At 67.2% G+C, this 16,879-nt stretch carries 18 protein-coding genes; 10 read left to right on the forward strand and 8 right to left on the reverse strand.

The window, feature by feature from the left end; translation table 11 throughout:
- The first annotated feature begins 78 nt into the window (after window positions 1–78).
- Together IP65_RS03025 and IP65_RS03030 are read left to right on the forward strand one after the other, a co-directional pair.
- A complete protein-coding gene (locus tag IP65_RS03025; protein WP_054130695.1) occupies window positions 79–1,287 on the forward strand; it encodes a PLP-dependent aspartate aminotransferase family protein in 1,209 nt (402 codons plus the stop codon).
- Between the two features lie 36 nt (window positions 1,288–1,323).
- Window positions 1,324–2,718: a PAS domain S-box protein gene (locus tag IP65_RS03030; protein ID WP_211183296.1), complete on the forward strand. Its 1,395-nt coding sequence runs from the start codon at window positions 1,324–1,326 to the stop codon at window positions 2,716–2,718.
- 60 nt (window positions 2,719–2,778) lie between these two features.
- On the opposite strand, the gene IP65_RS03035 is transcribed toward IP65_RS03030, so the two are convergent.
- The 3 genes from IP65_RS03035 to IP65_RS03045 all read right to left on the reverse strand — a co-directional run bounded on the left by IP65_RS03035 (window position 2,779) and on the right by IP65_RS03045 (window position 4,581).
- Window positions 2,779–3,051: an accessory factor UbiK family protein gene (locus IP65_RS03035; protein WP_054130696.1), complete on the reverse strand. Its 273-nt coding sequence runs from the start codon at window positions 3,049–3,051 to the stop codon at window positions 2,779–2,781.
- 76 nt (window positions 3,052–3,127) lie between these two features.
- Window positions 3,128–3,694, reverse strand: coding sequence for a TspO/MBR family protein (locus IP65_RS03040; protein ID WP_022676765.1), 567 nt, complete (start codon window positions 3,692–3,694; stop codon window positions 3,128–3,130).
- Window positions 3,695–3,774: 80 nt separating this feature from the next.
- Window positions 3,775–4,581 (reverse strand): TlyA family RNA methyltransferase, encoded by an 807-nt coding sequence (locus tag IP65_RS03045; RefSeq protein WP_054130907.1) that lies wholly within the window; start codon window positions 4,579–4,581, stop codon window positions 3,775–3,777.
- Between the two features lie 25 nt (window positions 4,582–4,606).
- Here IP65_RS03045 and IP65_RS03050 point away from each other — a divergent pair, with 25 nt between their 5' ends.
- From IP65_RS03050 to IP65_RS03070, 5 genes are all read left to right on the forward strand, one after another.
- Entirely contained in the window at window positions 4,607–5,170 is a 564-nt protein-coding gene (locus tag IP65_RS03050; protein ID WP_054130697.1) for a hypothetical protein, read from the forward strand.
- A gap of 456 nt (window positions 5,171–5,626) precedes the next feature.
- Window positions 5,627–6,727 (forward strand): branched-chain amino acid aminotransferase, encoded by a 1,101-nt coding sequence (locus IP65_RS03055; protein ID WP_054130698.1) that lies wholly within the window; start codon window positions 5,627–5,629, stop codon window positions 6,725–6,727.
- A 53-nt stretch (window positions 6,728–6,780) separates the two neighbouring features.
- Entirely contained in the window at window positions 6,781–7,395 is a 615-nt protein-coding gene (locus IP65_RS03060) for a DUF4328 domain-containing protein (protein ID WP_054130699.1), read from the forward strand.
- Window positions 7,396–7,465: 70 nt separating this feature from the next.
- Window positions 7,466–8,662 carry an FAD-binding domain-containing protein gene (locus IP65_RS03065; protein WP_054130700.1) on the forward strand — a complete coding sequence of 399 codons (1,197 nt, stop codon included), beginning with the start codon at window positions 7,466–7,468 and terminating at the stop codon, window positions 8,660–8,662.
- Window positions 8,659–9,990: an AarF/ABC1/UbiB kinase family protein gene (locus IP65_RS03070; RefSeq protein WP_054130701.1), complete on the forward strand. Its 1,332-nt coding sequence runs from the start codon at window positions 8,659–8,661 to the stop codon at window positions 9,988–9,990. The genes IP65_RS03065 and IP65_RS03070 overlap by 4 nt, the downstream gene beginning before the upstream one ends.
- A 6-nt stretch (window positions 9,991–9,996) precedes the next feature.
- Here IP65_RS03070 and IP65_RS03075 read toward each other — a convergent pair whose 3' ends face one another.
- From IP65_RS03075 to IP65_RS03095, 5 genes are all read right to left on the reverse strand, one after another.
- On the reverse strand, window positions 9,997–10,299 hold the full coding sequence (locus tag IP65_RS03075; protein WP_054130702.1) for a hypothetical protein: 303 nt from the start codon (window positions 10,297–10,299) through the stop codon (window positions 9,997–9,999).
- 16 nt (window positions 10,300–10,315) lie between these two features.
- Entirely contained in the window at window positions 10,316–10,660 is a 345-nt protein-coding gene (locus IP65_RS03080; RefSeq protein WP_231627527.1) for a DUF2794 domain-containing protein, read from the reverse strand.
- Window positions 10,661–10,701: 41 nt separating this feature from the next.
- On the reverse strand, window positions 10,702–11,376 hold the full coding sequence (epsC, locus tag IP65_RS03085; protein WP_054130703.1) for a serine O-acetyltransferase EpsC: 675 nt from the start codon (window positions 11,374–11,376) through the stop codon (window positions 10,702–10,704).
- 31 nt (window positions 11,377–11,407) lie between these two features.
- Window positions 11,408–12,016, reverse strand: coding sequence for an ATPase (locus IP65_RS03090; RefSeq protein WP_369801215.1), 609 nt, complete (start codon window positions 12,014–12,016; stop codon window positions 11,408–11,410).
- Between the two features lie 112 nt (window positions 12,017–12,128).
- Window positions 12,129–13,415 (reverse strand): heavy-metal-associated domain-containing protein, encoded by a 1,287-nt coding sequence (locus tag IP65_RS03095; protein ID WP_231627528.1) that lies wholly within the window; start codon window positions 13,413–13,415, stop codon window positions 12,129–12,131.
- 84 nt (window positions 13,416–13,499) lie between these two features.
- Here IP65_RS03095 and purM point away from each other — a divergent pair, with 84 nt between their 5' ends.
- The 3 genes from purM (at window position 13,500) to IP65_RS03110 (ending at window position 16,840) form a co-directional block, all read left to right on the forward strand.
- Window positions 13,500–14,606, forward strand: a complete 1,107-nt coding sequence (gene purM / locus IP65_RS03100) for a phosphoribosylformylglycinamidine cyclo-ligase (RefSeq protein WP_054130704.1) — start codon at window positions 13,500–13,502, stop codon at window positions 14,604–14,606.
- Window positions 14,607–14,741: 135 nt separating this feature from the next.
- The gene (gene purN, locus IP65_RS03105; RefSeq protein ID WP_054130910.1) at window positions 14,742–15,680 is read left to right on the forward strand and encodes a phosphoribosylglycinamide formyltransferase; all 939 of its coding nucleotides are present in this window, start codon (window positions 14,742–14,744) and stop codon (window positions 15,678–15,680) included.
- Between the two features lie 5 nt (window positions 15,681–15,685).
- Window positions 15,686–16,840, forward strand: a complete 1,155-nt coding sequence (locus tag IP65_RS03110) for an MFS transporter (RefSeq protein ID WP_054130705.1) — start codon at window positions 15,686–15,688, stop codon at window positions 16,838–16,840.
- The last annotated feature ends 39 nt before the right edge of the window (window positions 16,841–16,879 follow it).

A 16,879-nucleotide genomic window follows, 5' to 3' on the forward strand; every position in this document is an offset into this window, starting at 1 on the left:
AATGCCCCCGCCGGTGCAATGGCCCCTGCCCCTGCAACGCCTTGCATGGTCGGGCCTGCCAAACTAAGGCTGCGGGCCATGAAACGCACCACCGGACAAGACCGCTCGATCACCCAATCCTGGCGCCCGGCCACCAAGGCCGTGCGCGGTGGCACCTGGCGTTCGGAAATGGGCGAAACGTCCGAGGCGCTGTTCCTCACCTCGGGCTATGCCTATGACGACGCGGCCACCGTGGCCGCGCGCTTTGCCGGTGAACAACCGGGCATGACCTATTCCCGCCTGCAGAACCCCACGGTGGCGATGCTGGAAGAGCGCATTGCCCTGATGGAAGGGGCGCAGGCCTGCCGCACCCAGGCCAGCGGCATGGCCGCGATGACCACGGCCCTGCTCTGCCAGCTTTCCGCCGGGGACCATATCGTGGCGGCCAAGGCCGCGTTCGGTTCGTGCCGCTGGCTGGTGGAAAGCCTGCTGCCGCGCTTTGGCGTGGAAGGCACCCTGATCGACGCGACTGACAATGCCGCGTGGGAAGCGGCGATCCGGCCCAACACCAAGGTGTTCTTTTTCGAAAGCCCGGCCAACCCGACCATGGGCATCGTCGACATGGGCTATGTCTGCACGCTGGCCAAGGCCCACGGCATCACCACGGTGGTGGACAATGCCTTTGCCACCTATGCCCTGCAGCGCCCGATGGAATTCGGCGCCGACGTGGTGGCCTATTCAGCCACCAAGATGATGGACGGCCAGGGCCGCGTGCTGGCCGGCGCGGTGTGCGGCAGCCAGGATTTCATCGACAACGTGCTCTTGCCGTTCCAGCGCAACACCGGCCCCAACTGCGCCCCGTTCAACGCCTGGGTCGTGCTCAAGGGCCTGGAAACGCTGGACCTGCGCATCCAGCGGCAGAGCCAGAATGCCCAGAAGGTGGCCGAATTCGTCGAAGCGCGCGTGCCGACGATCCTTTACCCCGGCCTCAAGAGCCATCCCCAGCATGACCTGGCGATGCGCCAGATGAGCGCGGGCGGCACGATCTTCTCGATCGTGCTGGATGGCGGCCGCAGCCAGGCCCATGGCCTGCTCGACGCGCTCAAGCTGATCGATATCTCCAACAACATCGGGGATTCGCGCTCGCTGATGTGCCACCCCGCCACCACCACCCACCACGGCGTGGGCCCCGAAGGCCGCGCCGACATGGGCGTGGGCGAAGGCATGCTGCGCCTCAACGTCGGCCTGGAAGACCCGGACGACCTGATCGAGGATCTCGACCAGGCGCTCAGGGCGGTGGGGCTGTGATCAACCCTTTTTTCCCTGTCCCATCGGCCGTTTGACATGCTGACGTTGCCGCCTAAGGTGCCCGCCAACGGGGCTTTGGACCGGAGCGAAAACGTGCTGGCGGAAGCCCACCTTTCTGCCATCGTGCAATCATCGAACGATGCCATCATCAGCAAGGCGCTGGATGGCACCGTTCTCACGTGGAACCCGGCGGCCACCCGCATCTTCGGGTTTAGCGAAGCAGAGATGGTGGGCCAGTCGATACGCCGCGTGATCCCGGCCGATCGCCAGGCCGAAGAAGACGACATCATCGCCCGAATCGCGCGGGGCGAACAGGTGCAAAGCTTCGAAACCATCCGCCAGCGCAAGGACGGCAGCCAGTTCCACGTCTCGCTGACCGTGTCGCCGATCCTGGCCGCCGATGGCGCGGTGGTGGGCGCCAGCAAGATCGCCCGCGACGTGACCCGGCGCCACGCTGCGCTTACTGCCCTGGCCGAGCGCGAACACCGTCTGCAGATGCTGGCCGACAACATCTCGCAGTTGACCTGGGTCACCGATCCGCACGGCACCCTGCTGTGGTTCAACAAGCGCTGGTACGATTACACCGGGCTGAGCGAGGACCAGTGCGTGGGGCAGCGCCGGCTTTCGGTGCACCATCCCGATCATCTGGAACGCGTCGTCTCGAAATTCTACGGCGATATCGCTGCCGGCCGCGAATGGGAGGATACCTATCCCTTGCGCGGGCGCGATGGCAGCTATCGCTGGTTCCTCTCGCGGGCCAAGCCCATTCGCGACGAGACCGGCCGTATCGTCAACTGGTTCGGCACCAACACCGACGTGACCGAGATGCTGGAGAAGGAAGAGCAGATCCGCCTTCTCCTCATGGAAGTGAACCACCGGTCCAAGAACATGCTGGCGGTGGTCCAGGCGCTGGCGCGCCGCTCGGGCGGGGGTGATCCTGAATTCCTGCGCCGCTTTGAAAACCGCCTGTCGAGCCTGTCGGCCAATCAGGACTTGCTGGTGAAGCGCGGCTGGCAGCACATTCCCATGGCCGAGCTGGTCGACGCGCAACTGGCGATCCTCGATCGCGACAGCCGCGCGCTGGTCAAGGTCTGTGGGCCAGACATGCTGCTTTCGCCGCGCACGGCCGAGATCATCGGCATGGCGCTGCACGAGTTGGCGACCAATGCGCTCAAATATGGCGCGCTGTCACAGCCCGGTGGGCAGGTGTGGCTCTATTGGGAGGATCGCGCCGACCGGTTCGTGGTCGAATGGCGCGAACGCGGCGGGCCACGGGTGACTCCGCCGGAAAATTCAGGGTTTGGTACCACGTTGATCCGGCATATCCCGTCGCGCAGCCTCAAAGCAGACGTGACGCTGGATTACGCGCCCGATGGCCTGGCCTGGCACCTGGATTGCGACGCGACGCTGGCGCGCACCCTGACGTCCTGATCCAGCCCTTACCTGGCTGGCGTGGCAGTGGCACACTGGGCGCGCCACTGCCTTGCGCGGTCAGGCCTGGTCGGCGCTGCCGGAGTTGCCGGCAAGGCGCGCTTCGAGCGCGGCGATGCGGGCCTTGAGCGCTTCTGCCTCTTCACGGGCGGTGGCGGCCATTTCCTTGACCGCGGCAAATTCCTCGCGGGTGACATAGTCAAAGCCGCCAAACACTTCACGCGCCTTTTCCCGGGCGGTTTCGCCCGCTTCGCGGCCCAGCCCGGCCAGCGTACCGGCGGCGCTGTTCAGCACCTTGACGAAATCGGCGATCATCGGGTTTTCGGTCTGCATGGCGGCCCATCCTGGGGTTGAACGTCTTGCCGCCTACATGGTGTGGGCGCCCGCGAACCGCAAGCGCCCAATGCAGTTATCCCTGCTGGAAATCGATGTGCACGGCGGCCGGTGCTGGCGCCATTGCCCCATCGGCACCAGGATTGGCCTGGATGAACTGGAAATTGAGAAACGCGGCAAAGCATACCCAGGCAAGATAGGGCGCCAAAAGCCACCCCGCCGCAGGCCGCACCCGCCAGAACAGATAGAGCGTGAGCGCCACCAGCGGGATCAGCGCCAGGATGATCCCCTGCGCCACGACCATGCGATGCAGCGCAAAGAACACCGGGCTCCACGACAGGTTGAGCAGCAGTTGCACGATGAACGCCACCACGGCTACTGGCCGCCCCGGCGCGCCACGCGCGGCCAGGACCATGGCCAAGGCCAGCCCCATTGCGAGGTACAGCAGGCTCCACACGATGCCAAAGGTTACCGGCGGCGGAAAGATCGCCGGCTTGACCAGCGCGGCAAACCACGGGTTGTCAGGCCCGCTGCCGGCCGAGCGGCCGGACAGGAAACCCAGCCCCAGCACCAGGGGAATGGTGAACAGCGACCAGCGGATAAGGCTGGCGCGAAGCTGCGCGGGTGAAGCAAGGTAACGCATGGTGTGGTTTTACGTCTGCCTCAAGCAAATGGTTCCGGAAGATGCCCGGCCCCGTGAACGGTATGGCAAGTGTCGTCGCTCTAGGCAATTGGCGAGGGAATCTCATTCCGAAACGCATTTATAAGGAATTCTACGTTGCCCTCTGGCCCGGTGATCGGGCTCTCGACAATGCCTTCCACCGTCCATCCGCCCCTTTCGAGCCAATCGCGCACTTCGGCGCAGACGCGGGCATGCAGCGCGGGATCGCGCACCACCCCGCCCTTGCCCACTTCGGCCCGGCCCACTTCGAATTGCGGCTTGATCAGCGCGACCAGGCGGGTGGGCCGCGCCGCCAGCGCCAGTGGCACTTCCAGCACCTTGGCGAGAGCAATGAAGCTGGCATCGCACACCACCCAGGTAGCCGGCCGGTCGATATGCGCGGGCGTCAGGATACGCGCGCTGGTTTGCTCCAGAACGGTGACACGCGGATCCTGGCGCAGCTTCCAGGCCAGCTGATTGGTGCCCGAATCCACCGCAAAGACATGGGCTGCGCCCTTTTGCAGCAGCACATCTGTAAAGCCGCCGGTGGAGCTGCCGATGTCCATCGCCACCACGCCCGCCGGATCGAGGCCGAAATGGTCGATCGCATGGGCAAGCTTGATCCCGCCGCGCGATACCCAGGGATGATCGCGGCCGCGCACCTCGATCTGCGCATCGGCGGGCACGGCCTGCCCGGCCTTGGCCACCTTGGCCTGGCCGACATAGACCAGGCCCGCCAGGATCAGGGCCTGGGCGCGGGCGCGGCTTTCCGCCAGGCCGCGTTCGACCAGCAACTGGTCGATGCGCTGCTTGGACGCAGGTTTGGCACGCGGTGCCGGATCGGGCGAGGGCGTTCGGGTTGTGGTCACGCGCGCTTCCTTCCATAAGCCGGGCATGAAGATCAACCGCGCCGCCCGGCATGGGCGCAATTCTCCGCCGCGAAATTCCCCTTGGGCCGGGCTTGGCGCCGCCACGCTGGCGCTGCTGGCCGCCGGCTGCGCCTCGCAAGCGGTGATCCCGCCTGCCCCGGTGCGCCCTGCCCCCGCGGCGCCGCCACCATCAGCCCCGCCGCCCATGGCCAGTGCGCCAGCCGATTGGCGCGATCTGCCGCAAACGCCGGGTACCTGGCGCTATGCCAATGGCCTGGCGCAGTTCGGCCAGCCCGGCGTGGGCGCGGTCTTTGCCATGGAATGCCGCCAGGGCCAGGTCACCCTGCGCATCGCTGGCGCCGCCAGCCAGCCGGTGCCCGCCACGATCACCACCACCAGCCAGCAGCGCGCGATGAGCGCGGTGCCGCTCGATACGCAGACCCTGGCGATCACCCTGCCCGCGCGCGACAACCTGCTCGATGCCATGGCGTTCAGCCGGGGGCGCTTCATGGTCGATGTCAACGGCCTGCCCGCCCTGGTATTGCCCGCATGGGCAGAAGTGGGCCGGGTGATCGAGGATTGCCGCTGAAACCCCGCAAAACCGGGGCTTTGACGCTTATCCTGGCCGTCTCGACGCAGGCGCGAAGCGACGATTTTGACGGCAAAATAAATGAATGCAAGTCTTGTTGTTTGTCCCCCGATTGCGCACATAGATCACAAGGTTGGTGAGCGGACCTGAAACCCTCCCGGCCCAGCTGTTCGGAACGCCCCGGGCAGCGACTTTGGCTCAACAGCGCGAAAGGAGGTGATCCGATGTCTCATGGTTCAGCAGAGAGGTCGGCATTCCGCAGCGCGAGGCATTATCGCTGATTTCCAGCACAGCGATAAAGGCTTCGTGAGCGGCACTTCCGGCCGCTGACCATGCGAAGGGCCGCTTCGGGTTGCCGAGGCGGCCCTTCACATTTATTTCTTTTTCCTTGCTTTAAACGCAACAATCGTTCAACGGGCGAATCACCGATTCCCTATCTTCAAGGATGATTGTGCCATGGCGACCACCGCCGCGCCTGCGTTGCGCTTTACCCGCGTTCCCCATCCCGCACCTGCTGCGGCCGATGTGCGCGCGCAGGTACTGGCCAATCCCGGCTTTGGCACCAAGTTTTCCGATCACATGGTCTCGATCGACTGGTCGGAAAGCGAAGGCTGGCACAACGCGCAGATCCTGCCCTATGGCCCGATCGCGCTCGATCCGGCGGCAGCCGTGCTGCACTATGCCCAGGAAATCTTTGAAGGCTTGAAGGCCTATCGCCTGGCCGATGGCGGTATCGCCCTGTTCCGCCCGGAAGCCAACGCCGCGCGCTTCAATGCCTCGGCGCGCCGCCTGGCCATGGCCGAAATCCCCGAAGACCTGTTCATCGCCGCAGTTGAGCAACTGGTACTGACCGACAAGGACTGGTTCCCCACGGTCGAAGGCGGCTCGCTCTACCTGCGCCCGTTCATGTTCGCGTCCGAAGCGTTCCTGGGCGTGCGCCCGGCCAAGGCCTATCGCTTCATGGTGATCGCCAGCCCCGCCGGCAACTATTTCAAGTCGGGCTCGCCCGCCGTGTCGATCTGGGTCAGCGACTATACCCGCGCCGCGCCTGGTGGCACGGGCGCGGCCAAGTGCGGCGGCAACTATGCCGCCAGCCTGGTGCCCACCGCCGAAGCCTTTGCCCGTGGCCATGACCAGGTGCTGTTCCTGGATGCGGCCGAGCACAAGTGGATCGAAGAACTGGGCGGCATGAACCTGTTCTTCGCGTTCGACGATGGCTCGATCGTCACCCCGCCGCTGGGCGGCACGATCCTGCCCGGCATCACTCGCGAAAGCCTGATCGCCCTGGCGCGCGAGGAAGGCCTGACCGTGCGCGAGGAACGCTATAGCCTCGACCAGTGGCGCGCCGACGCCGCATCGGGCAAGCTGGTGGAAACCTTTGCCTGTGGCACGGCCGCAGTGGTGACCCCGGTGGGCAAGGTGGCCGATCACAACGGCGAATTCACCATCGGTTCGGGCGGCCCGGGCCAGTTGACGCAAAAGCTGCGCCAGCGCCTCGTTTCGATCCAGCGCGGCGAAGCGGCCGACAGCCACGGCTGGGTCAAGAAGATCGCCTGATCGCGCTTGCCGCCGCGCCAGCCCCCGCTTATCCCCCAAGGAAACGGCGGGGGATGCGCGTGGCGAAATTGACACTGGAACAAGGGCTTTTCCGGCTCAACCGGCTGACGGCGGTGCTATCCTGGCTGTTGCCGGTAAGCGGCGTGATGATGGCCATTGCCCTGGTTGGCACCAGCACCATCGACGGCATGCGCACCCTCCCCTCGGTCATGGCCCCGGCCGCCATCCTGGGAGTGATCGCCGCGCTGCTCGCCATCATCCTTTCCAGCATGTGGCTGTCGCGCGCCAATGCCAACCTGCGCGCAGCCGGCCGCAACCTGAAGCATGGGCCCGTGATGGCCTGGCTGTGGACGTTCGTGCCGGTGGCCGGGCTGTTCAAGCCCTATGACGTGATGCGCGAGATCTGGCGCGAAAGCGTGCTGCACGATGGCCAGATCACCGGGCAGGATACCGCCACGCTGCCGCAATGGTGGGGCGCCTGGCTGGTGGCGATGATCGGCATGAACCTGAGCAACCGCGCCGGGATCGAAGCCACCGAGTTCGGCCGTTTCGTGCTGGTGCCGGTGGTGGCCGTGGCGGGTCTCGCGGCGTGCATCTTGCTGCGCAGCCTGGTGCGCACGGTGAACCACGCGCAGGCTGGCCTGACGCAGGCGGCCGTCTTTGCCTGACCACGCCTGCCGCATGTACTGAACTAAGGGACGGCTCGCCCACATCGGCAATCGCGCCGATAGGCTGGACATGGCCGATCCCTCCATCTTCCCCGTCACACGCGCCGCAGCACTCGGACGCCTGGCGCAGTTCGTGCCGCATGCCGGGGTGGACTATGCCAGGCGGCGCAATTTCGACCAGGGACCAGGCCATCACGACGCCGTCTCGCGCTTGTCGGCCGCGCTGCGCCGCCGCGTGCTGAGCGAGGCGGACGTGGTCGACGCGGTGGTGGCGGCCCATGGCCCCGATGCGGCGGCCAGCTTCATCAGCGAGGTGTTCTGGCGCACCTATTGGAAAGGCTGGCTGGAACAGCGCCCGGCGATCTGGACCCGCTATCTGGCCGGGCGCGATGCCGCACGACAGATGCTGCGCCGCGATCCTGATCTGGCTGAGCGCCATGGCGATGCCGTGGCCGGCCATACCGGCATCGACGCGTTCGACCATTGGATGGGCGAACTGGCGCAGACCGGATACCTGCACAACTGGGCGCGGATGCAGGTCGCCTCGATCTGGATCTTTACCCTGGGCCTGCCGTGGGAACTGGGCGCGGCGCATTTCCTCGACCAGTTGTGCGATGGCGATCCGGCATCCAACACATTGTCGTGGCGCTGGGTGGCGGGCCTGCACACCGCCGGCAAGGCCTATCTGGCCGATGCCGAACGCATTGCCGCAATGACCGGCGGCCGCTTTGCCCCCAAGGGATTGGCCAGCACCGCCACGATCCCGGCCGAAGCGCCGCCGCCCGCCGCTGCACCCTGGCGCGCGCCGCTTGCTCCCCATTCGGGCAAAGCGACGCTGGTGTGGATCACGCCCGAAGATGCGGGGCTTGAGCAGGAACCGGCGCTATCGCGCCTGCCAGTGCGCGGCGTGGTCGCCTGCCGCAGCCATGCCGGCGACGCTGCCGACGCCACCGCGCTCGACGATGCCTTGGCGCGCGCGGCGGCGCACTGGCAGGCACCGGCGCAATGGATCGAGAGCCCAGCCGATCTGGCCGATGCCGCGCGCGACTTCGGAACCAGCCAGATCGTGACCGGTTTCGTCCCTGTCGGCCCGCTGGCCGATGCCCTGCCCGTCATCCGCGCGCTGGTGGAAAGCGAGGGCCTGGCCCTGGCCGAACATCTGCGCACCTGGGACAACACCGTATGGCCGCACTGCCGGCGCGGTTTCTTTGCCCTGAAACAGGAGATTCCCGCCTTGCTGCCTCTGTTGCTGAAAGAACCGGCGTGAGCGATTCGGCAGGGCGCAAGGTGCCAAGCGGGCGCTTGTCACGGCTGGCCGCCTTTGGCCAACTGGCTGGGGGCCTGGCTGGCGGGGTTGTGGCCGAAGGCGCACGGCGTCTGGCGCGCGGAGAGCGCCCGCAATTGAGCGACCTGGTGCTGACCCCGGCCAATGCCATGCGCGTGACCGAGCAACTCTCGCGCCTACGCGGCGCGGCGATGAAGCTGGGCCAGATGCTTTCGCTCGATGCCGGAGACATGCTGCCGGCCGAATTGACCGCGATCCTCGCGCGGTTGCGCGATTCGGCGCACCACATGCCACCGGCGCAGCTGCAACAGGTGCTCAACGCAGAATGGGGGCCGGACTGGCGCCGCCGCTTTGTCCATTTCGATCCGCGCCCGCTGGCCGCCGCCTCGATCGGGCAAGTGCACCGCGCACGCCTGCCCGATGGACGCGAACTGGCGATCAAGGTGCAATATCCCGGCGTGGCCGCCAGCATCGATGCCGATGTTGACAACGTGGCGACGCTGCTGCGCCTGTCCAACCTCCTGCCCAGCTCGCTCGACATCGCGCCGCTGCTGGAAGAGGCCAAGCGCCAGCTGCACGAAGAGGCCGACTATGTGCGCGAGGCCGCGCAGATGCGCCACTATCGCGATCTGCTCGCTGGCGACCCGCAGTTCCTGGTGCCCGCCCCGGTCGATGCGCTGACCACCACCCGCGTGCTGGCGATGGACTATGTGGCCGGGCGCGCGATCGATACCTTGGCGCAGGCGCCGCAGGAACAGCGCGACGCGATGCTGACCGCGCTGCTCAACCTGACGCTGCACGAGCTGTTCGTGTTCGGCTACATGCAGACCGACCCGAACTTTGCCAATTATCGCTGGCAACCCGAAACCGGCAAGCTGGTGCTGCTCGATTTCGGGGCGGCGCGGCCGGTGCCGGCGGAAACCGCAGCCGCCTATCGCGCCGTGCTGGCGGCGGGCCTGGCCGAAGATTCCCAGGCGCTGCGCGATGCGATCCTGGCGGTAGGGTTCGTTTCCCCCACCCTGCTGCAGCGGCATGGCGAGCGCATCGATGCGATGATCGCCGTGCTGATGGCGCATCTTTCGCGCCCCGGCCCGCTCGATTTTTCCGATCGCGCCTTTGTCGAAGACCTGCGCCGCATCGGCCGGCCGATTGCGGAAGACCGCTCTGCCTGGCATGTGCCGCCGGTGCAAACCCTGCTGGTGCAGCGCAAGGTCAGCGGCACGGCGCTGCTGGCGGTGCGCATGCGCGCGCGTGTGCCGATCCGCGACCTGGCGGCAGAAGCCATCGGCGCGCAACCCGACGCGAACTAAATGCAGCTATGTCGGGCACACGCCCGGCGTGGCCCCGGAAAGCTGCATGGTGCGGGTGCGGGCCGCTGCTTCGGTCGGAGATATCTGCCGGGCTGCCCCGCTTTGCCCGTCGATCAGCAGGGCGGCGTGGCATTCGTCTGCCGGCATGGCGTGGCCATCGCGCGGGAAAGTCAGCAGCATGCTGTCATGCCCATCGCGGTAGAGGACACGCATCACCGGGGTTTCATGGTGGTTGGCGGCGCGGTGGGCCGGGGCATCGGTGCAGGCCGGCAACCACAGCAGCGGTCCCAGGACCAGAACAAGGCGCACTGGCCGCGCGATGCGGTTAATCTTCCACCACCTTGAGCAGGCGGCGTTCGAGCGGCGAAAGCACGCCGGCCAGTTCGTGCCCGCGCTTGAGCACCTGGCCCGCCTCACCATACAGCGCCCACATGCCCTGGCGACCACGCAGCGCGGGACGCTTTTCGATCCGCGCCGTGGGTCGCTCTGCCGTGCGGCGGAAGACCGAGAAACTGGCCGCTTCCCGGCCGAAATCCATGGCATAGTCGCGCCACAGGCCAGCCGCCACCATGCGGCCATAGAGATCGAGGATGCGCAGCAGTTCGAGCCGATCGAACGCCACCTGCGGCACCGGGCGCGCAGCCAGCGGCACCACGGGCACCAGCGGCACCACGTTGCCGGGCAGATCGCCCGGTCCTTTGCCTGGCGCGCTCAGAGCTTCACCGCGCGATCGGCAAGCAGTTCGGCAACCTGCGCCTTGAGCGCGGCAACCTCGGCCTCCAGCGCTTCGACGCGCGCGACATCGGCCGCATCGCAAGGCTCATCGCACGGCGTGCCATAGGGCACGAAATCGCGCAGCCAGGTTTCCATCGAGACGTGGGTGGGCCGTGACTTGATGCCGACCATGGTGACACCGGCGGGCACGTCTTCGGTGACCACGGCATTGGCGCCCACGCGCGCGCCGGGGCCCACGGTGATTGGCCCCAGGATCTGCGCGCCCGAGCCGACGATCACGCCATCGGCCAGGGTGGGATGGCGCTTGCCGGCAATGCCATTGGCCGGGTTGGTGCCACCCAGCGTGACGCATTGGTAGATCGTGACGTCGTCACCGATCTGCGCGGTTTCACCGATCACGGTAAAGCCATGGTCGATGAACAGATGACGGCCGATGGTGGCGCCGGGGTGAATGTCGATCGCGGTAAGGAAGCGCGACAGGTGATTGACCAGCCGGGCGGCAAAGAACATCCGCCCTTCGAACAGCCAGTGCGCCACGCGGTGCAGCCCCACGGCCAAAAGGCCGGGATAGAGCAGGATTTCCCACCGCGAGCGCGGTGCCGGGTCGCGGGCGCGGATGGAATCCAGGTATGCGATCAGGCCTGAAACCATCACCTCTTATCCCTTATCCCGACAGGATCGGTCAATCCGCTCCCTGCACCTGCGCCAGGGCATCGCGCACCAGCGATATGGTGACGGGCGCCTTGCGCTCAAGGCTGAGCCGGTCGATTGTTTCCACCAGCGTCTCGGCGGCAGCGTGGCTACGCTCGATCCGCGGCAGCAGGAACGTCAGCGCGGCATCGCCCAGCGCCAGCCCACGCCGCGCGGCATGCTCTTCCAGCAGCTGGATCAGCAATTCCTCGTCCGGCGGGGGGATCGTCAGCGCCATCGATCCGCCCAGGCGCGAACCGAGATCGGGCAGCGTCACCCGCCACTGGCCCGGTCCGGCATCGTTGATCAACAGCAGCGGGCGGCCGCTGGCCTGGGCGCGGTTCCAGGCGTGGAACACCTCGTCCTCGGGCAGGCGATCAGCGCCATCGAGCGCATCACCCAGGTCCGAGGCCACAAACCAGCGCGCCAGCAGGCTTTTGCCCGAGCGCGCGGGGCCCGACAGGATGCAGCTGCGATAGGGCCAGTCATGGCCGGCCATCAGGCCATCGATCACCGGCTGCAGCGAAGGGCCGACCACGATGTTTTCGGCGCCGTTAGCTGGCGAAAGCGGAAGGGCAATCTGGCTTGTCATGGCGGTCATATAGGGAGGCGGGAACGGGAAGGGAACGGCAAGAGCGCCCCCCGCCACGCGAAACAGGCGCGAATCTGGGGGTTACCCTGTGGATCGCGGTGCCGCAGGTGGGGATAAACGGCTATTTCCGAATCGATAGCGCGTTAGCGCCACTGGTTACCTTCCACCCTTGCGCGCGCAGGGCTGCCGCCAGCGCATCGAGATCGCCGGCATACGTGACGCGCAGGACAGAGGTGCCGCCCATCGCCACGCTGCTGGTGGCAACCCCCTGCACGCCAGCCACGCCGCGCACCGCCGCCATGCCCGCGTCGAGCGCGGCGGCATCGGCCGTGGCAACCTGCACCGTGACCGTGGCGGCCGGGGCTGCCGGGGCCGCGCCGACCGCTGCCGGGGCGCCGGGCTGTGCCACCGTACCGGGCGCAGACTGCTGCACCGGCCCCAGCGAATCGAGAATCTGGTTGATCAGCTTGGCATCGAACTGCGGCGCCATGTTGAGCGAGGGATCGGGCGCAAGCTGGTCCTGCTGCAACGCGCCGGTATAGAGCGCATCCAGGCGGTGCACCGCATCGGCCAGCATCAGCGGCAGCTGTTCATCGCTCGGCGCGGTCAGTTCGAACTGGCCGATGAAGCGGTTGTCAGGCCCATGGCGCGCGGTGAAGGTGCCGTGGATCGGCCCGCCGGGAAATTCGCGGGTGAGCCGCGCGATCGGCATGATCACGTCGGCCGCGCCAAATTCATCGAGCACCAGGCGCCACCAGTTGCGGCTGCGCCGGGATAGCTGGCCCTCGGTGAGCAGCAGCGAATCGGCGCCGCCGCCATTGGGGCGCACGTAATCGATCGCGCTTTCGCCGGTGTGAAATTCGGCCCAGGCGCGCTGCCACGGCGTGCGCGTTTCATAGACCGAGGCCACGCCGCCCTCGTACAGCACGGGAATGATCAGCAGCGGCGCCGACCGCGCGACCTGGCCATGCATGCCGAGATAGCCGCCGGTGCGGGCGCGATCGAACGTCACGCCCAGCCGCGCGATATAGCGGTGCGGGCCGATCTGTTCCTGTTCCACCACCACGGCCGCGACCATCGCATCGAGCGTGCCGGCATCAAGCGCGGGCGCGGTGCCACCACCAAGCCCGTTGGTTTTCCAAAGCTTTTGCCAGGCAAGCTTTTCCGCTTCCTGCCAGCCCTTGGCGCGGGCATCGGCGGCAGAGCTGCCCGATACGTTGACCTCGATCCCGCTCACCTCGAAATCGCCAGTGCTGGCGATTGGCGCGATGCCGCGATCGCCCTCGATCTGGGCCATGATCGCCGGCCCGGCCAGGACACCGGCCACGGCCAGCGCCGCAGCCCCGGCGCCAAATGCCAGCCACGAGCGGGAAAAACGGGTCGAACGGGACAGGCGCAGAACGGCCAAGGGAACTCCGGACAAAGGGTGCCGGGCGCTTTTGCCCAAAGGCAAGTGGAAATCCAAGCCGGAAACGGCTAGGCGCCGATCATCATGGCCAACGACACCTCCAAGCCCCAGAGCTATTCCTACGAACAGGCAGGCGTGAACATCGCCGCCGGCAACGCATTGGTGAAGGCCATCGGCCCGCTCGCCAAGGCCACCGCACGCCCCGGCGCAGACGCCGAACTGGGCGGATTCGGCGGCTTTTTCGATCTCAAGGCGGCAGGATACAAAGACCCGCTGCTGGTGGCCGGCAACGATGGCGTGGGCACCAAGGTCAAGCTGGCGATCGACCATGACCGCCACGACGCGATCGGCATCGACCTGGTCGCGATGTGCGTCAACGATCTGATCGTGCAGGGCGCCGAGCCGCTGTTCTTCCTCGATTACTTCGCCACCGGCCGGCTCGACAACGGCGTGGCGCAGCGAGTCGTGGCGGGCATTGCCGATGGCTGCAAGCTGGCTGGCTGCGCGCTGATCGGTGGCGAAACCGCCGAAATGCCCGGCATGTATGCCGATGGCGACTATGACCTGGCGGGCTTCTGCGTGGGCGCGGTGGAGCGCGGCGAACAGCTGACCGGCGACAAGGTGGCCGCGGGCAACGTGCTGCTCGGCCTGGCCTCGTCGGGCGTGCACTCCAACGGCTATTCGCTGGTGCGGCGCCTGGCCGCCGACAAGGGCTGGAAGCTCGATCGCCCTGCCCTGTTCGACAATGAGCGCCTGCTGATCGACGTGCTGATCGAGCCGACGCGCATCTATGTAAAGACGCTGCTGCCGTTCATCCGTTCGGGCCGGATCAATGCCCTGGCGCACATCACCGGCGGCGGCCTCCTCGAAAACGTGCCGCGCGTTCTGCCCAAGGGGCTGCATGCGCGGATCGACGCCGATAGCTGGGAACAGCCGCGCCTGATGGCATTCCTGCAGGCACAGGGCCACATCGAGCCGGGCGAAATGGCGCGCACGTTCAACTGCGGCATCGGCATGGTGCTGGCGGTGGAAGCCAGCGAGGCGGCAAGCCTGGCCGCCGACCTTTCTGCGGCAGGCGAAACCGTGTTCACCATCGGCACGGTGGTGGAAGGCGACAAGGGCTGCACCGTGTTCGGCAGCGCCGAGGCATGGTCTGCGCGCGAACCATGGGAAGCGGTGCATATCGGCTGAGGCTTCGGGCTGTGCGGGGCTTCGACAAGCTCAGCCCGAACGGGGTAGATGTCGTTCTCCCCTACCCCACACTCCGTTCGGCCTGAGCTTGTCGAAGGCCGCAGCGCCAACTCAGCGTGCCAAGGAATGAGCAAAGTGGCCAAGGCAAAGGTAGCGGTCTTCATTTCGGGCAGCGGCACCAACATGGCCGCCCTGCTCTATGCCAGCCGCGCCCAGGATTGCCCGTACGAGATCGTGCTGGTGCTATCCAATGATCCGGCGGCCAAGGGCCTGGCCCTGGCTGCGGCCGAGGGCGTTGCCACCTTTGCCCTGCCGCACAAGGGCATCCCCCGCGCCGAACACGACGCGCTGATGGAAGCGCAAGTGCTGGCCGCCGGCGCGCGCTATATCGCGCTGGCGGGTTACATGCGCATCCTCTCACCCGAATTCGTGGCGCGGTGGGAGGGGCGCATGGTCAATATCCACCCCTCGCTGCTGCCGCTTTACAAGGGCCTGCACACGCACGACCGCGCGATCGCGGCCGGCGACAGCCATGGCGGCTGCACCGTGCACCTGGTTACGCCCGAACTGGACAATGGGCCGATCCTGGGCCAGACGCCGGTGGCGATCCTGCCCGGTGACACGCCCGAAGCCCTGGCCGCGCGCGTGCTGTTTGCCGAGCACCAGCTCTATTCCCGCTGCCTGGAACGCCTGGTGACGCGCGAGACCAGCCCCGAATGGCTGACGGCGCAAGTGCGTGCCCGCGCCATGGCCCTGCCCGAGGCCGATGAAGTGAGCAGCCATGGCATGGCCTGCTTTGGCGTGACCAAGGGCAAGAAGTTTGCCTATGTCAGCGCCGATCACCATGGCGACGGGCGCGTGGCGCTGCTGGTCAAGATCAGCGGGATCGAGGAACAGGCGCAACTGATCGAGAACGATCCCGACCGGTTTTACCGCCCGGCCTATTTCGGCGATGGCTGGATCGCCATCCGCCTCGATACCGGCGCAGTGGATTGGGACGATATCGCCGCCTGGCTGCAGCGCAGCTGGATGGCCATCGCGCCGCGCCGGCTGGCGGCCATGCTGGAGTTTTGAGACCGATGGCCGCCGATCCCATGCGCCGGGTCTATATCCACGTCGGCCTGCAATCGTTTGTCGAATCGAGCGGCGGGCTGTTCATTGCCGGCTTCCTGGTCAGCCAGGGCTTTTCCAACGGCATGGCCCTGGCCGCTTTTGCCGGCACGCTGCTGGCGCGCTTTGCCCTGCGCGGGCTGGTCCTGCCGCTGGCGTGGCGAGCAGGCCTGCGCACCGTGGTGCTGGCAGGCGTGCTGGTGCGGGTGGTCAGCTTCCTGCTGCTGCCGCTGGTGCCCGGCGTTGGGCCGGTGCCAGCGGCCGGCATGCTGGCGCTGTTCATCCTCGTGACGGGCCTGGGCAGCGTGCTCTATTGGACCGGCTGGCACAGCTTTGTCTCGGCGCTGGCCGATAGCGACCGCGGCGGCCGGCAGGTCTCGATCCAGCAGGCCACCACCGCGGTGGTCGGCATCGTCGCCCCCCTGGTGGGCGGCGTGCTGGTCGACCGCGCCGGGCCGATGATCGGTTTTGGCACGATCGCGCTGGTGCAGCTCGCGGCCGTGCTGCCGCTGATCGGCGCGCCCAATCCGCATGTCGCGCGCGAGGCGATGCTGGATCGCCAACTCACCGCCTTTGCCCGCCGGCTCTACCTGTCGGAAGGGTTTCACGCCGGCTGCGCCACGGTGATCTGGAATCTGGCGCTGTTCGTCACGCTGGGCCAGCACTTCGATGCCTTTGGCGGGGCGATTGCCGTGGCCGGCGTTGCGGCGGCGGCCGGCAGCCTGCTGATCGGCCACCTGATCGACGGCGGACGGCCGCTCCATTCGCTGGCGCTGGCCTATGGCGCGGCAATCCTGGCGCTGGTGGCCAAGGCGCTGGCCTTTGCCACGCCGCTCGCCGCAGTGGGCGCCACGGCGCTGGGCGCGCTGGTCACGCCGATGGCGGCCACCGCCATGCTTGCCCCGCTCTATGCCATGGCACGGGCCTCGTCGTGCACTTTGCGCTTCAACATGGCCACCGAGGGTGGCTGGGACCTGGGCTGCTCGCTCGCCTGCCTGATCGCGGCGGGACTGCTGGAAGCAGGTGCGGGCTTTCGCCTGCCCATCCTGCTGGGCCTGATCGCGGTGGCGGCGATCTGGCGCATGCTGGCGCTGTGGTATGGCCGCCAGGGCGTAACCGCCTGATCGTGCAGCGCCGGCGCTGGACAAACCCGCGTCGGGGTG

Origin of the sequence: Novosphingobium sp. AAP1, from assembly GCF_001295765.1 — a bacterium.
GTDB classification, from domain to species: Bacteria; Pseudomonadota; Alphaproteobacteria; order Sphingomonadales; family Sphingomonadaceae; genus Novosphingobium; species Novosphingobium capsulatum.

Coding starts and splice junctions, on each gene's coding strand:
- IP65_RS03030 (WP_211183296.1), top strand. CDS start 1,324: ATGCTGACGTTGCCGCCTAAGGTGCCCGCCAACGGGGCTTTGGACCGG.
- epsC (WP_054130703.1), bottom strand. CDS start 11,376: ATGGTTTCAGGCCTGATCGCATACCTGGATTCCATCCGCGCCCGCGAC.
- IP65_RS03025 (WP_054130695.1), top strand. CDS start 79: ATGAAACGCACCACCGGACAAGACCGCTCGATCACCCAATCCTGGCGC.
- IP65_RS03040 (WP_022676765.1), bottom strand. CDS start 3,694: ATGCGTTACCTTGCTTCACCCGCGCAGCTTCGCGCCAGCCTTATCCGC.
- IP65_RS03050 (WP_054130697.1), top strand. CDS start 4,607: ATGAAGATCAACCGCGCCGCCCGGCATGGGCGCAATTCTCCGCCGCGA.
- IP65_RS03110 (WP_054130705.1), top strand. CDS start 15,686: ATGGCCGCCGATCCCATGCGCCGGGTCTATATCCACGTCGGCCTGCAA.
- IP65_RS03060 (WP_054130699.1), top strand. CDS start 6,781: ATGCGCGTGGCGAAATTGACACTGGAACAAGGGCTTTTCCGGCTCAAC.
- IP65_RS03090 (WP_369801215.1), bottom strand. CDS start 12,016: ATGACCGCCATGACAAGCCAGATTGCCCTTCCGCTTTCGCCAGCTAAC.
- purM (WP_054130704.1), top strand. CDS start 13,500: ATGGCCAACGACACCTCCAAGCCCCAGAGCTATTCCTACGAACAGGCA.
- IP65_RS03065 (WP_054130700.1), top strand. CDS start 7,466: ATGGCCGATCCCTCCATCTTCCCCGTCACACGCGCCGCAGCACTCGGA.
- IP65_RS03035 (WP_054130696.1), bottom strand. CDS start 3,051: ATGCAGACCGAAAACCCGATGATCGCCGATTTCGTCAAGGTGCTGAAC.
- IP65_RS03055 (WP_054130698.1), top strand. CDS start 5,627: ATGGCGACCACCGCCGCGCCTGCGTTGCGCTTTACCCGCGTTCCCCAT.